The following is a 16289-nucleotide window of genomic DNA, read 5'->3' on the forward strand; positions in this document are numbered from 1 at the left end:
AAGCCTTAATTATTTAATTAGCGATATGATATTATTAAATTATTATTGACATTAAATAGACTGGAGAAACAGATGAATAAAAAGAAGAGAAAATCTACAATTTGATTTTGAATAATTCTAATAGTAGGTTTTATAATTTTACTATCAGTTATTAGTATAACTTCTAGAGGAACTGCTCAAAATTTAACTATTGATCAACTTCATAACCTGTTTAAAGAAAATAAGGCATTTAATAATGTTGTTTTACAACGTAATAACATTCAAGGTATTGATATAATCACTGGATGATATAACAATGGAACTGGTTGAACCAAATTTATTGTTAATACTAATCCAAATGCCATTAATAGTTTAGATAAAGCTTTTAGTGATTTTATATGACGTTCTAATACTACTCGTTATACTGAGTCATCTTGATTCTCATTACTTTCATCATTATTACCAATGTTTATTTTAATTTTATTCTACATTGGTTTATTTTACTTTATGGCTAAAAGCGGAGCTGCTGGAGCTGGGGCTAGTGGTTTATTTGGTATGGGTAAAAATAAAGCACGTAGAGAGAAATCTAATGTTAAATTTAGTGATGTTGCTGGTATTGAAGAAGAAAAATCAGAATTAGTAGAACTGGTTGATTATTTAAAACAACCTGCAAAATATGCATCAGCTGGTGCTAGAGCTCCAAAAGGAGTTTTAATGGAAGGCCCACCTGGAACAGGTAAAACTTTACTAGCAAAAGCTGTGGCTGGTGAAGCTAATGTTTCTTTCTTTTCTATAGCTGGTTCTGAATTTGAAGAAATGTTTGTTGGAGTTGGTGCAAGTAGAGTTAGAGAAATGTTTAATGAAGCTAAAAAATCTGCTCCTGCAATTATTTTTATTGATGAAATTGATGCTGTTGGTAGAAAACGTAATTCAGCAATTGGTACAGGAACAAATGAACAAACTCTAAATCAATTATTAGTTGAATTAGATGGATTTGAAACTAATTCAGGAATTATTGTAATGGCTGCAACTAACCGTGTAGATGTATTAGACCCTGCTTTATTAAGACCAGGTCGTTTTGATAGAGTTATTCAAGTTTCTCTACCAGACATTAAAGAACGTGAACAAATTTTAAAATTACATGCAAGAAATAAAAAAATTGATCCATCAATTGATTGACATAGAATTGCTGAGAGAACTCCAGGATTTTCAGGTGCACAACTTGAAAATGTTTTAAATGAAGCTGCTATATTAATGGTTAGAGAAGGTAAAACTGTAATTGGTGTTAATGAAATTGATGAAGCAATTGATAGAGTAGTTGGAGGACCTGCTAAAAAATCACGTGCAATGACAATGCACGATAAAGAAATTGTTTCTTATCATGAATCTGGTCACGCTTTAATTGGACTAAAATTAGAAAGTGCTTCAAAAGTACAAAAAGTTACAATTATTCCACGTGGTAATGCCGGTGGTTATACTATAATGACTCCAAAAGATGAAACACTATTTTCATCAAAAGCTGATCTATATGCTATGATTGCTGGATATCTAGGTGGTAGAGCCGCTGAAGAAATTAAATTTGGTAAAGATAATGTAACTACTGGAGCTCATGATGATTTTGATAAAGCTACTGCTATTGCTAGAAGAATGGTAATGCAATTTGGTATGTCAGAATTAGGTATTACTAAATTTTTAACTATGGCAGATGAAGCTTATGGAAAAACTGAAGGTAGTTATTCAGAAAAAACAGCTGCTAAAATTGATGATGAAGTTGAAAGAATTTTAGAAGAATCATATAAATTAGCTATTAAAGTAATTAGTGAAAATATGGAAACTTTAGAATTATTGGCTGAATCATTAAGAATATTAGAAACTATTACATCTGAACAAATTGATTACATTAATAAAAACAAAAAACTTCCAGAAGCTGTAATTTATGAAAAAGAAAAATATAAACAAGAACAAGAAAAAATAAATTCTGGAAAAATTATTGATTTAGATATCAATGATGTTAAAGAAGATGATAAAGAAAATAATTAATATAACTAAAAAACCAAGACTTATAAAATCTTGGTTTTTTTAATCTTTTAATGCATTGATCGGAATTACAATAATTCCATCTTCTTTTCTTTTATATACTAAATTACCAAATCCAACTATTATACATTTATTAATAGGTGGTTTATTTTTACTTCTAGTTATAGCATCAATTGCTTTGTTTAATTGTTTTGCTGCTTGCTCTACTTGATTAAGTCCCAGTTTTATTTCAATAGCACATCATTCACCGTTTTTAAATTCAATAACAGCATCTAATTCATTATATAAATAATCTTGATAATGATAAACTTTAGCTTCATTTGCTTGAGCATAAACTTTTAAATCTCTTATTACTAATCCTTCAAATAATAAACCATATAAATTCAAATCACTCATTATTTTATTAGGTGTTAAATCTAATAAAGCACAAGCTAAAGATGGGTCACAAAAGTATTTTTTTTCTTGTTGTTTCACTCTTAAAGAAGATCTTGGATTTAAAGAGTAAGATTCTAAATTGCTAAATAAGAACATATTATTTAAAAAATCCAAATATTTAGATAGAGTAGGACGCGAAATTGAATCAACTTCATTTTGAGAAATATCGTTGATTATTGAACGCTCACTAACAGTAGTAGATACATTTCTTGCTAGGGATTTTAAAATCAATTTAATATAGTTTGAATTGTATGCATTATTATTTTCATCTAATAATTTACTTTCTAAAATAGAGTCAATGTATGACCTTGGTAACACTTCACAATCATCAAAGCTAGTTTTTATATTTTTAGGTCATCCACCTCTAACAATAAGATAAGCTAATTTCTTAAAATCTAATTCATCAACATATTCAGTTTTAATCTCATCTAATAAAAGATCTTTAAGAGATAGTATGCCAGTAGAATCTCCCGACTCAAATAATGTCATGGTGTTCATTCTAAGTCTTACAATTCTTCCGGCTCCACTATGTAAAACGCCTTTATGAGTTGGAGTTGATGAACCAGTTAAAATGAAAAGGCCATTTTGACTATATTTATCTACTTCTTCTCTTGTAGCATCTCATAAACTAGGAACTTCTTGTCATTCATCTATCATTCTTGGGAACTCTCCTTTTAACACATATTCAGGATTAAGAATAGCTAATTGTCTATTAGAAAAAGCATTAGCTGCACTACCAACAAGAAATTCACTATTTGAGTTTTGTCTCGATGTTCATGTTTTACCGCATCACTTAGGCCCTTCAACACAAATTGCACCTGCTATTTTGAGATGTTTTTGTATAATTTTATCCATTATTCTAGGAATATAATTATCATTGTTTATTTTCATCATAACCCCCTCTTTTTATCGAATCTTATTTAAGTTTTACATAAATATTTGTAGAAATAACTGAAATTATTTTACCAAATTAGTTAATAAAAGTTTACCAAATTTTCCGTTAAAAGTTTACCAAATTAGTCAAAATTTATAAAAAAAGTTTACCAAATTTGCCGAATTTAATGTAAAAAATATTTTAAATTCTCTAGCATTTTTGTTAAATATCTTTTTTAAATATGTTTAATAACTATGGTTTTAAGTCAATTTTGATTCTTTGATTTTTCATAAAAAAATCACATTATTAAAGCACATTTTAAAACAATAAAAAAGTGAAGTCTTTAGCTTCACTCCGTTATAAAATTTTATTTTATACAAAAGCTATACTGCTAATTACAACTCATAAAGGTAACATTATAACTGCTAATAAAGTTGTTAGTGTTGAACATTGAGCTGCAAATTCATCACGCATTTTATATTGAATAGCATATAATACTACAACTGTTGCTGGTGGAGTTGCAGCAAGTATTACCATTGAAACTGCTACTTCTTTTGAAACTACTCCAGTTTTGTTTAATGCTAAGAAAATTAAAAATACAAATAAAGGTAATAAAACTAGTTTTTGAATACTAAATATTCATACTCATTTATCTTTAACTGCTTTTTTAATATCAGAGCTTGCTAAAGTAATACCAATTGCAATTCAAGTAATAGGAGCTGCTAAGGCACCTAGTTTTTGAAGTGGTGTATGAATTATTGGTAAAGTTTTACCAAACTCAAATCAAGCAACACCACCTTTTTCAACTGTTTTAAAGTTTTCTCCAAAACTTTGACCTGGAATTAAAGTTGTTAATCATAAGATTAATCCTAAAAAAGTACAAATAACTATAGGATTAACAAATGTCTTTTTCATAGCATCCTTAAAGTTTTTCTTTGATCATTTAACACCTGAAATCATCATAAAACAAAATGAATATAAAAATACTCTATAAGCAATATTTCAAATGTTAGCAGCTACGAACCCAGAATTTGGATAAATAGCTTGGATAATTGGAAATCCAAAAAATGTAGTTGAACCAAAGACAATCATCATTCACATAATTAAGGCACGACTTTGACTCATTGAACCATCAGAATTTAATGCTTTATTATCTTGAATCATTTCTGCTGATTTTTTAGCAAAATTTGATGCAAATTTACTTCATAAAAATGCAATAACATTTAAAAGAATATAAAATGCAAATGAAACTCCTAAAACAACACCTTGTTCTTTTAATTGTTGAATGTTTGCGGTTTTCATAAATCCAGTTAAAACAAGTGCTGGAACTGCAATTGTCATAACTACTTTAACTAATCCTGCTTTTCATTCCTTTTTTAATATGTTTGCTTTTGTTAAACCATAACTTAATAAAATAGTAACTATTGTAGCAACAATTGCTTCTCATAGTTTTTGATTAGTCATGGTCTGAATAAAAGCTTCTTTAACCCCGTTCATATATCTCCTTAACTCATCTTATAATTTATTTTTGCAATCCCCAGTTGTTAAATATTCATTTAAATTATCTAATGAGTATTCGATCATATTTGAGGCTGCTTCATCTGTATATGAACCAATGTGTGGTGTTAATAAAACTTTTGGATATAAATCTAATAATCCTTTAATAACTGGATCATCTATACTATCTAAAGTTTTAAATAAATAATCTTTTTCTGTATTTCAAACATCTAATCCAGCTCCAGCTAATTTATTAGATTTAATAGCATCTAAAATAGCTTGTTCATCTTGGATTTGACCACGTGAAGTATTAATTAAAATAGCTCCATCTTTCATTTTACTAATCAATTCTTTATTGATCAGTTTATCGTTTTGTCCTTTAATATAAGGCATATGAAAACTTAAAATATCAGCATTAGCTAACGCATAATCTAAATCAACATATTTAATTACATCTTCAAAATTACTATTTGGTTTAATATCATAACCTAAAACTTCACAACCAAAAGCTTTAAACATTTTAGCTGCTTCATAACCAATACGTCCAGTTCCAATAATACCAACAACACTATTTTTTAATTCTTTAGAAAATCCATATTGATCCATTTTAAAGTTTTTATTAACTGATTGATATGCTCAATAAGCTGATTTTCTAGATAAACTATGAGCTAAACTAAATGCCAATTCAGCAATAGCAGTTGGTGAATAAGAAGCCACTCTAGCCATTTTAAATCCAAGTTCGTGTCCTGTTGGAATATCAATATGATCAAATCCAACTGTTCTAGTAAACACATATTCAACACCTTGGTCTTTAATAGCTTGTAATAAACTTTTATCTAATTTATCAGCACCTCTAACAATAACACAATTATGATCTTTAATTAGATCAATTCTATCTAGTGTTAAAACCCCTTGGGCTAATGTTAATTCATAGTTGTATTTATTTTTTAGTTTTTCAAAAAATTGAACCTCTGAATCTCTTACCCCAAAAAATATAACTTTCATATATTCTCCTGTTTATTTAGGTATTTTAAATTTAGACATAAAATATCTAATAAACAATTTTCAAAGACTATACTTACTTTTAATAAAATTTCTAAAATTTATATTCAAATTTATCCGATACATCATGCCCTTAATTTAACTATTTACCATACAATAAAATTATATAATTTCCAAAATTTAAATTTTTATTAGCACCAAAAATTAGAAAGTAATCTTGTTTTATTAACAATAGATTTGATATTCTTTATTTCTTAAAATTAAATATTTATCAAATAGAACACAAAAAAATACAGGAATTCCTGTATTTTTATTTAGATTTAAATATCTTGTTTTTAGTTTTAAAATAAAAATCTTTTAAGTTTTTACGATAATAATAACTAACTCCAGAACCTACTCCTAAAATTGTAGCAGAACCTAAAACGCCCATTGTTATAGCTAATGTTTTAGATGATTTTTGTTTAGAAGAATTTATATTATTTTGGTTTAGATGGAATTGTATAAATATCATTTTTTAAATCATTTGGTCTATCATTAGTAGTTTTTTTCAGTTTCTGTAGTTTCATTTTCAGTTGTAGGTATTGTAGAATGATTATCATTTTCATCATTTAAAGGTTGGTTGTTTATTTCATTTTTAATATCTTCAGTTGGATTATTATTCTCACTATCTTTAGGCGACATATCATTTAGTTCGGATTCAGAATTTGATGTTGAATTATGTTCTATTATTTCATCACTTCTTGGCGAAATGTTAGATGAACTATCGGGTTGAACAGCAGAAGGACTAGTTGCAGAAGATGTTGTATCTTCTACCTTTCACATAGGTTGTTTAGATTCTTCTAATCCAAAATTATCTTTTTTTTACATTCTTTTTTAATATTCAACTATTTAAATTTTGATTAAAACTAGAAGTATTATAAAACATTTTGTTCATATCAGTTACTTCATTTAGTTTGCTGTCCATTTTAAAGGTTTTTCACCATTATTAAATTTTTTCAGCATTAAGAAACATTTTTTTCATAGTTTTTACTTTAGAAACATCTCAACTTGATAAGTCTAAGTTAAAACCTTTTGAATAAGCAAACATTTCACTCATATTTGTAACTTTTGAAGTGTTTCAATCTCGAATACTTTTATCTGTAATTTCTTTTGTATTATAAAAAGTGCCACTTATATCTACAATATTACTAGTGTCTCATTTAACATCTCACTTTATGTCATTTGTTCTTGTAACAAAAGCGTTCTTCAAACTTGTAATTTCTCTAGGAAGATAACAAGCAATAATCTCTACATTGTATGGTATATGCTCAATTCTAATTAGATTTCCTTCTTTGTAATAGCCTATATCTTCTAGTTTATTTCCTGTTATTTTATGTCTTTTAAGATAATTAACATTAAGGCTTATTGTTTCCATACTTGAATAATTATCTTTACTACTTAAAATCACTCCTGTTGTTATTAAAAAAAATAGAACTACTAATACTTAATATAGTCAATAATTTTTTCATTAAATTTACTCCTGATTACGCATTTGAAAAACATTTTTTTATAGTATGCAAATTATATTATTTTTTTACTTTTTTTCAATAGTAAATAAAAAAACCAAACACAATGTATTTGGTTTAATCTTTTATTATTCATCAACTTCGCTTAGCATTGTACTTGGTTCAGCATTTCTTACTCTTTTTGTTGAAACTCATAAAGAAGTAAAGAATGATACTAAAATTAGTAAAATACAAAATACTACTGATACTCAATATACATTAATTGGAATTGAAAAGCCATTTGCTGAAAAGACCTTATCAATTATTGAAGTACTACTAAAGACTATTATTGTTGTAATAAATGAAATTAATAAACTAAATATAGTAGTTATTCCAAGTGTGTAAAACATTACTTGAGTATTTGTATATCCCATTGATCTTAACATTATCATAAATGATTTATATTGAGAAATATAAATATCAGTTATTAGCATGACTAATAATGAAGCACATAACATAATTGCTGTAATTATAATTATTGCTATATAAATAGCAGTTTTAGCTATTTGATTTAATAGTTGTTTAGTTTCAAAAGTAAAATCAACATCAACTATACCTGCTTTATAATCACTTAGATTCATTAAATCTAAAATTGCAATTCCTAATCTTTGTTCTGAAATTAATGAAACTGAACTAGTAATAATTAAAGGTTCACTAGAATTTGAAAATATAGTATTGTAATAATAATGTGGTGAATAACTAAACGTATCTTTTTGATTAATAAACGCTTGTTTTCAAGGATCTTTATTATTTACTTTTAATCAATTTGTAGTTTTATAAGTATTAAATAATTCACCTTTTTTAATGATTTTAGAAGTATCAAATGGGCGATAGTCATAATTAGTTGATCTACTAATATCAAATCCATACAACATATTAGCTAAATCAGAATCAACTAAAGCATAAGCTTTTCCATAAATATCAATATCATCAACTTTTTGTAATTTGATTTTTAAATCTTTATTTATATAATTAACATTTTTATCTTGTAGTTTTAAAATTGCTGGAATACTTTTTCTTTTTCCAACAGCTCTTCTATAAAAATGAGGAACTGAATTTAATAAAATGTTTGGAATAGATTTATCAGCTGAAGGTGGATTAACTCCAAGAATTTTTTTAGTATTATTATCTAAAATAAAATACTCATAATGATTATTTGCTCATTTTTCTTGTTGAATAGAAAAATCATAAGGTCTAATAGCTAAATAAGCAGTATCAGATTTAAGATCTTTAATTACTGATTGTCAACCATTTTTAACTGATTGTGGAACTAAACTAGCATTTAGTTTTTTAATAGCTGGGTATTTATAGTTTCTTGTATGATCATCAGTTTTATCTAAATCACTAATAACTTTTTTAATATCTAATCCGTGTTCTGTACTTTTACTTCATCCACTTGCATATAAAACAAAGTCTTCTCAACTAACTTGATCAGTTATTGGAACAAATAATAATAAGTTTCTTAACTGATAATATGGTCTTATAAATGATTTTGTAATTTGTCCATTATTATTAATTACAAAATCACCAAATAAAGGAGACTCATCAACAATATTTTTATGTTGTTTTGCAACTAAAGAACTATTTGAATTATTAGATCAAATATCTATAACTTGTCTTTGAGTAAATTTATTAACATCTAAATTATAAGGATTTAAATAGTAGTATTTTTCATTATTATTTTCTACTACTTCATATCCATAAGAAGAACTGTTGTTTTTATTATTAATAATTTGAATTGGTTGATCTTCTCATTTAGTATGTTTATTTACATATTCAGTTTTTAAATAATCTGAATCATCATATATTCAAGCTTGTTTTGGTAAAGCATTAAAATCATTATTTCTTGTTTTATATGATAGTTGAATGTTATTTGCAGATAAATTTGAAATGATATTATCACCAAATTTATTTAATTTATAATTTAAGTTTTTATTAACAATAGTTGGAATAGTTAAAGTATTTGTTTTATGATCATAAACTTTAATATTATTTAAATAAATATCATTGTTTTGATTTTTATCATAAGGATTATTAATAATTTGATAAAGTTTTTGAACTTGGTTATTTGATAAAAATAGTTGATTTTTTTGTTTATCAGTTAACTTATAAGTTTGTTGATTTTTATCTAATCCTAAAATACTATAATTAGTTTCAACATTATTTGATTTAGGTTTAAAAATAGTTGCTAATTGATCTTTTTGTGGAATTATAGTTTGTTTTTGTCAACCAAAAGAAAATTGACTTCTTCGAGATTCACTTGTTAAATAAGATTTAATAAATGAAGGAGAATAACCTAAAATTAAATTTAAAATTTTTTCTTTTCACTCTCCTGTAGTTTGCACTTTATCTTTAAAAATAGTTTTTAAAAGTTCTCCAACAAACTGGGTTAAAGGTTGAGTAACATTATTAGTTTCTTTAACTTTATCTATGTCATTTTTAAAACGTTCGTTTAAATCAGCATCATTTAAAATATAAGCATAAAGTTGTTCTATTGTACCAATTGAAATGCTTTTACCATTAGAAATACTAATTTGATATGAAGCTCAATCTAATAAGTTTTTATATAAATTAGAAACTCCAGTTTTTAAATATTCTTTAATAATTGATTTATATGGAGTAAGGATTTCAGCATTATTAGAATCATTATCTTTATTAGTATTAATTTTATAAATTAGTTGAGGTAGAACTGAAGAGTTTTGATTTGATAAAGTATAACTATTTGGATTTTCATAATAATTAATAGTTCCACTAGGATCTTTAATCTCTTTATAAGTATTATCAATTTGTTCATGACCATTTCAAAAATTAAATACATCTTTTCCCAATGGGCTATTTGATAAACTATTATAAATTTCATACTGATTATCATAATTAACTTTTTTAAAGTAATTATCTTTAGCATATTTAGTAACACTAGGAATAGCTACACCAGCTGAAACAAATAAAGTTCCAACAAACACTAATACTAATAACAAACTAAATGGTTTTTTACCAGATTCAGTTAGTTTTAGCATTAATAAAGTAGCAAATCTAGGTTTTTTAAAAATACGCTTATGTAATCAATCTGTAATTTTTGGTTTAGATCATTTTTTAGAACTTTTTATAATATCTAGAACTGGTTTTTTAATATGAAATAAAGCAACTAAAAACGAAAATACTCCAATTAAAACTCCAAAAATAATAATAGATATTAAAGGTGCTAATCAATCATAAATTAATACATTTGTTTGAAAACTAAAATAATCTTTAAAAATAGCAACAAAAGGAACTTGTAACATTGTTCCAGCCATTCAACCTAAAGGTATTGCTATAAAAACTAAAATCACAGCATATGAAACATATGACCATGAAATAGTTACACTTGAAGCTCCATTTGCTTTTAAAATACCAATTTGTTTAGAGTTTGCTTGAATTGACTTAATAACTCCAACAAATACAGCTAGTGCTGAAACAAGAGCGATTAAACTAGCTGTTAGAAATGTAGCTAATGAATATCAAAATGCAATTTTTTGATATAAAGTTCAGTTTAAAGAATATCAAGAATTACTAAATTTATGTTCTTGATAAAATGTTTGAATTTCAGTTCCTTTTTGTTTAGCTAAAATATTATCTCTGATTCTATTTGCTACTGAAAAATGATCAAAAAAGACATTTTTAATATTTAAAGAATTATTTTTTTTAATTAAAAAGAAATTAAATGTTGAAGTTTGATCATTTCCTGTTGCTGAATTTCCATCACCTAAAATTTGATTAATAGTTGCAAAATCAGCATATATTAAACCACCAGAATCAGATTTTGGTAAAGGAACATTTGGATCTGAAGTTGGGAAAAATGAATAAGTATCAACTGCATAACCTGTAACAATTAATCCCTTAGCATTACCTAAAGTTAAACGATCACCAATTTGAATTTTATTAGCTTTTGCAAATTGTTTACTTATTGTTATTTCACTAGCACTACTTGGAGTTTGTCCGTCTAAAATTATGTAATTAGTAAAATCTTTATTAGTAATATCAACAATTCTAAATGTTTTTTTAGTAATTGGGTCATTAAATATAGTTTCAGGTCTAATGTATAAATCATAACCATTAGCTAAAGCAGTTAGTTTATGATGAGTTAAAAATGCAGCTGTGATTGGAAAATCTGAAGCAACTGTTGTTTCAAGATCATTTGTTTTACTAGTATAGAAATTAACAGATTTTTCACCAATATTTGCAAACGGATCAGCATTCATAGCTAATATATCTACAAAACTATTATTTTTAAATATTTCAGGTAGTTCTTTTACATTCTGAGAATAAATATTTGAATTTGAAACAAAACCTCTTAGTTCTTGAGTTTCACTATATTGAATTACATTAGTAATATCAGTTTCATTACCAGTATTATGATAAGTAATTTGAAGTGGTCTTAAAATACCTTTAAAACCTTGTTTAACTAATTGTGTGAAGAAATTTTGATCTTTTTGTTTATGGTCGTCTTTATTTTCTGATTTAATTAAGAATTTCATTTTTTGAAATTCACTAGTTGGCACACTTGAATCAAAAGTTAGAGTATAAAGGTTGTCTTTAGTTGCAATATAGTCATTTTTATAGCTTGGTTTTTTGTTATTTTCATCAAAATATTTACCAAATAAAAATTCATAGAAATATTTGTATGCATCTTCTTGGTGTGTAAAAGTTTGCTGACTTAATTCATTTTTATCATCTTGTAAAAATGTTTGAATGGTCTTAAAGAAATATTGAGAAAGTGATTCAAAAGCATAATATGAGTAAAAGTAAGTTTTTAAATCATCTGGATTAGTATTTTTTAAACTTTGAATTTTAGCTTTATTTTTAATAAAATTAGATCAGTTACTTTTAATATTCTTTTCTTTATTATAAAAATGCTTATATCAATTTGGATTAGATTGAGTATATCTACCAATTACAGTATTTTTAATAGCTGAATCATTTTTTGAAAGCAAATCAGCCATTGTATTAAAAAACGCATCATTTATAGCAAAGTCAAAATCTTGTTGTTGATTTGCTATTTGCTTTTTATCATCACTATTTTTGTTATATACAAAAACATCTTTTTTACTTGCCCAAGCATCTTTAAATTCCTTTGAACTTGTTGTAATTGTTAAAAGGTTTTTTTCACCATAAATATCATTAAAAGTTAGATTGAAGTTATCATAACCTTCATCTTTAAATCCGGTGTATTGTTTATTTACAAAATCAAAAATAGGAACAAATAAAGGGTCATCTTTTTTAGGTTTAGCTTTACTTCCAACTGTTATTTGATAAGTTGAATCGAATTTAGGAGAGTTTTGGTTATTGACAACTTGATCATAATCTGAACTTAATCTTTTATTAGTGGTAAAAGAAATTGTTAAAATAATTGAAGCAATAAAAGTCAAAACTATAATAACAACTAGTTGAAGCTTGAATTTTAAAATTCATTTTACTCCCTGTTTTAGCATTAAATATAAATTTTTCATAACAACTTCTTTTCTATTGATAATTATTAAAAGTCAAAAACTATGCCATATTGAGCATAGTGAACCATAATAATATAATATAATAATAGAACGTGTTTTAATATGACAACTAAATTTTTTAGTTAATTTAATAGGTATCATTATGTTAAAATTTATTAAAAATAGTAAGTGATGAGTAATTATAATCTCTATTTTTGCTATCTTTTTTAGTAGTTTTGGAATTTTTGCAAAAAGTTATGTAGATTCAAACAAACAAAAAGTAGTTAATAAGATTCAAAATTATGTTCAAGCTAGCTCATATGCAGTTCAATCTAGAATTTTAAAAGAAACAGAAAATCTTAATGAAGATTATCTTAATGAAAAAATCGGAAAAAAATCATTGTTAAATGAGTTTAACAGTGATTTTATTTGACGACCAAATAATAGTAAAACTACTTCTTCTGATACTATTTCAGATCTTTGAAAAACTTATTTTGGTTCATCTAATAATGTATTAAATAAGAATCTGCAAATTCAATATAAAAATAATAATGAGTATAAAAATATAGAGAGTTCAAAAGGAGAAATAACTCCAAAAAATATTGATTTTTTATTAAGTATAAGTAAATCAGCTGAAAAGTTTTTAAATGGTTTTGCTCCTTCTTTAGCTTCTTTAGGTTTATCTTTTTTACAAAATAAAGTTTTGAATAATAGAGATGATTCTAAACTTCAAAGTTATAAAGATGGAATAAATAAATTTGCTGATGTTATTGAAAATAACAAAGATCTTTTTAGTTATTTAGGTAAATTATTTACTCCTGAACCATTAGAAAAAGATTATTATAAAGACCTTACTGTCCAACAAGCTTTAGTTAAAAATATTAATCAAATAGCAGCAGTAATTGCTGATAATAAGGAATTTGCTAAAGAAACTGAAGTTGATAAAATTCCTGAAGCATTAGATAAAATTTTAGCAGAATTAGGTTTAGATTCTTTAGGTGAAATTATTGGTGAACTAATTAGTAGTAAAAATGGTTTTCAAAATTTAGGAAAAATTTTTAGCAAAATTAAAAATATTTTTACATCACAAAACTTTCAAAAATTAAAAACAAAAGGTTTAGAATTAATAAATAAAATTACACCATATTTAGTTACTTATTTATATTCAGAAATCTTTTTTGGTTTATATTATGTCACTCATGAAGAATTTAAAAATCCAAGTGATTTAACAAAGCAAAAAGTTAATGTTAGTGATTTTTCAGCCTTAGTTAATAATAAAATTGATTTAAATGTATTAATAAATGGTTTTCTAAAAGTATTAAAGGATAAAAAAAGTTTTGATAGATTTTATAATTTTATTTTTAAGCGTTTTAATGAAAATGAAATATTTAATAGCAAAAATAATATAGGCTCAAATAATGGTGTTGGAAATTTAATATTTGATTTAATTAATTGAGTAGAAAAAAAATTACATAATTTTTCTAATTTATTAGAAACATTAATAAAATTTGTTGATTTTGCTATGTCTGATGAAAAAATTAAGAAAACATTTGAAGAAAATATTAAAAATTTTATTACAAAAAAATTAAATGAATTAGGAACACCATTAGGCAAATGGCATGTAGAAATTAAAAATGGGATACTAAATATTTCTGCTAGTTCTTTATGATTAGGGAGTTTAACAGCTAAAATAGAAGTTTTTAGCAAAGATGGTATAATACCTAAGATAATTGATGTTCTTAAAAAAATTCATGGCATTATCAATGATTCATCTGAAACAATAATAAAACATATAAAAGAAATTTTTTATCTAGCAAAGGATAATATTTTAGATTTTTCTATAACATCAAAAAATATATCTGAAATTATAATGACATTTAAAGAATTGCTTATAAATAAGAAAATATTAAATGTTAATGTCAAAGCTCTTTTTATAAAATTGTTGGATATAAGTTCAATATATGACATATTAGAATTACCATATTCAAATAGTGCATTAAAGTGAATTCTTGAAAGATTTGCAAAGGATAAAATTGAACCACATTTAAAAAAAATTAAATCTATTTCTGAAACATTGCAAAAAAATAAATTTATACAAAATGCAGATAAGATAAAAGAACAACTTCCTAAATATTTAGATTTATTTTCTAGTCATTTTAAAAAATATGAAAAATCTAGTGACTTAAAATTTAATCTAAATATTAGTTTATATAAAGGTAATATAATTGAAGACCTCATTCTAAAATGAATTAATTTCTTATTACAAGATGCAGAAAATAAGGAAAATCCATTACTTCCTATAATAAGATTAATTACTAAAAAGAATAGTTTAAAAACTTTAGATGATATTAAAAATGAATGAGTATCTAAAATAACTAATATTTCTAAAAAAATAGAAAGTTTTCAAAATATATCAAAAATTAGAGATAAAAAAATTGATATTCCAAAAGAATTATTAAAATACTTTGGATTAGAAAGTATAAATAACCAAACCATTTTACGGCTTCTAGAAATTTTAGGTAAATACTTTGATGATTATTTATCTAAAAACCCTAATAAAGTAGTTGGAGTTAATATTTCAAGTCTTGGAAAAGTTCTTACTGCTTTAACTATAAAAGTTGGTGTTGAATATAGACCAGAAAACAAAGATAAAAATTTCTTGTATAGCAAAGATATTAAAGAAAATAAAACTAAAACTATTCTTAAAGCTCTGGTTTATGGATTTGATACTCATGATAATAGTAGTGATGTAGGTTCTGATTCTATTAAAAATAGAAAGCCAGAATCTTATTATAATTGAGATAAAATTCATTTTTATATTAATGGATCTAGTCAAGCTATTACTTTAGATAGAACCAAATTAAAAGATGATTCATCTTATTCTCCTTTACATATGCTATTAGGAATAAATCCTGATAAAAGTTCATATTTAAAAGATTCACTGGGTTATGTATTTGGTACTTTATTTGGTGGATTACCAGCAAGCGATTCAAATTATCAACTTTCAATTGAAAACAAAACTGATGTAACTTCAATTCTTAATGTATTTAATTATGTTTTAGATAAAAAAGACAAAGAACTTAAAAAGCAAGAAGAACAAATTGCTACTAAATATTATGATAAAAACGCTTGGTCAACTAAAATATTAAGTAGTAATGAAAATGAAATTATTTATCAATTAATTAGATTAAAATCTTCAGATACTAAAGAATCTAAAAGATTAGGTACTAGATTTGAAGTTAGATTATTAAAAAATAAAAATAATCCTTATTGATCAATTAATAGAGTTATAGCTCTAGGTTATAAAGCAGTTTAAAACTGCTTTTTATTTAACATATAATAAATATCAACTAATCCTTATAGATATATATTAAAAATAAGGTTATGAACAATTTGAAATTTTATATACAATAGCTTTTATAGTTAATAAACATTTTTATATACAAGTCAATATGC

9 protein-coding genes are annotated in these 16289 nt (G+C 24.8%); 2 read left to right on the forward strand and 7 right to left on the reverse strand.

All coding sequences use genetic code 4. The annotated features are described in order from the left end of the window. The first annotated feature begins 72 nt into the window (after nucleotides 1-72). Nucleotides 73-2019 carry an ATP-dependent zinc metalloprotease FtsH gene (gene ftsH, locus MSB_RS00080; protein WP_013447341.1) on the forward strand — a complete coding sequence of 649 codons (1947 nt, stop codon included), beginning with the start codon at nucleotides 73-75 and terminating at the stop codon, nucleotides 2017-2019. Between the two features lie 39 nt (nucleotides 2020-2058). On the opposite strand, the gene MSB_RS00085 is transcribed toward ftsH, so the two are convergent. The 7 genes from MSB_RS00085 to MSB_RS00115 form a co-directional block, all read right to left on the reverse strand. Then, nucleotides 2059-3345, reverse strand: coding sequence for an ATP-binding protein (locus tag MSB_RS00085; RefSeq protein ID WP_014584314.1), 1287 nt, complete (start codon nucleotides 3343-3345; stop codon nucleotides 2059-2061). A gap of 352 nt (nucleotides 3346-3697) precedes the next feature. Beyond that, the gene (locus tag MSB_RS00090; protein WP_013447343.1) at nucleotides 3698-4822 is read right to left on the reverse strand and encodes an AEC family transporter; all 1125 of its coding nucleotides are present in this window, start codon (nucleotides 4820-4822) and stop codon (nucleotides 3698-3700) included. A gap of 18 nt (nucleotides 4823-4840) precedes the next feature. Continuing rightward, nucleotides 4841-5827: a 2-hydroxyacid dehydrogenase gene (locus MSB_RS00095; RefSeq protein ID WP_013447344.1), complete on the reverse strand. Its 987-nt coding sequence runs from the start codon at nucleotides 5825-5827 to the stop codon at nucleotides 4841-4843. A gap of 307 nt (nucleotides 5828-6134) precedes the next feature. Further along, nucleotides 6135-6335 (reverse strand): MyrrCad domain-containing protein, encoded by a 201-nt coding sequence (locus MSB_RS05100; protein WP_041362191.1) that lies wholly within the window; start codon nucleotides 6333-6335, stop codon nucleotides 6135-6137. 23 nt (nucleotides 6336-6358) lie between these two features. Next, on the reverse strand, nucleotides 6359-6646 hold the full coding sequence (locus MSB_RS05105; protein ID WP_013447346.1) for a hypothetical protein: 288 nt from the start codon (nucleotides 6644-6646) through the stop codon (nucleotides 6359-6361). A gap of 163 nt (nucleotides 6647-6809) precedes the next feature. Beyond that, nucleotides 6810-7238: a BspA family leucine-rich repeat surface protein gene (locus MSB_RS05110; protein ID WP_013447348.1), complete on the reverse strand. Its 429-nt coding sequence runs from the start codon at nucleotides 7236-7238 to the stop codon at nucleotides 6810-6812. 219 nt (nucleotides 7239-7457) lie between these two features. Further along, nucleotides 7458-12854, reverse strand: coding sequence for an ABC transporter permease (locus MSB_RS00115; RefSeq protein WP_013447349.1), 5397 nt, complete (start codon nucleotides 12852-12854; stop codon nucleotides 7458-7460). Nucleotides 12855-12996: 142 nt separating this feature from the next. Between MSB_RS00115 and MSB_RS00120 the strand changes: the two genes are divergently transcribed. Continuing rightward, on the forward strand, nucleotides 12997-16149 hold the full coding sequence (locus tag MSB_RS00120) for an STREFT protein (protein ID WP_013447350.1): 3153 nt from the start codon (nucleotides 12997-12999) through the stop codon (nucleotides 16147-16149). The last annotated feature ends 140 nt before the right edge of the window (nucleotides 16150-16289 follow it).

This window comes from Mycoplasma leachii PG50 (genome assembly GCF_000183365.1).
GTDB lineage: Bacteria > Bacillota_I > Bacilli_A > Mycoplasmatales > Mycoplasmataceae > Mycoplasma > Mycoplasma leachii.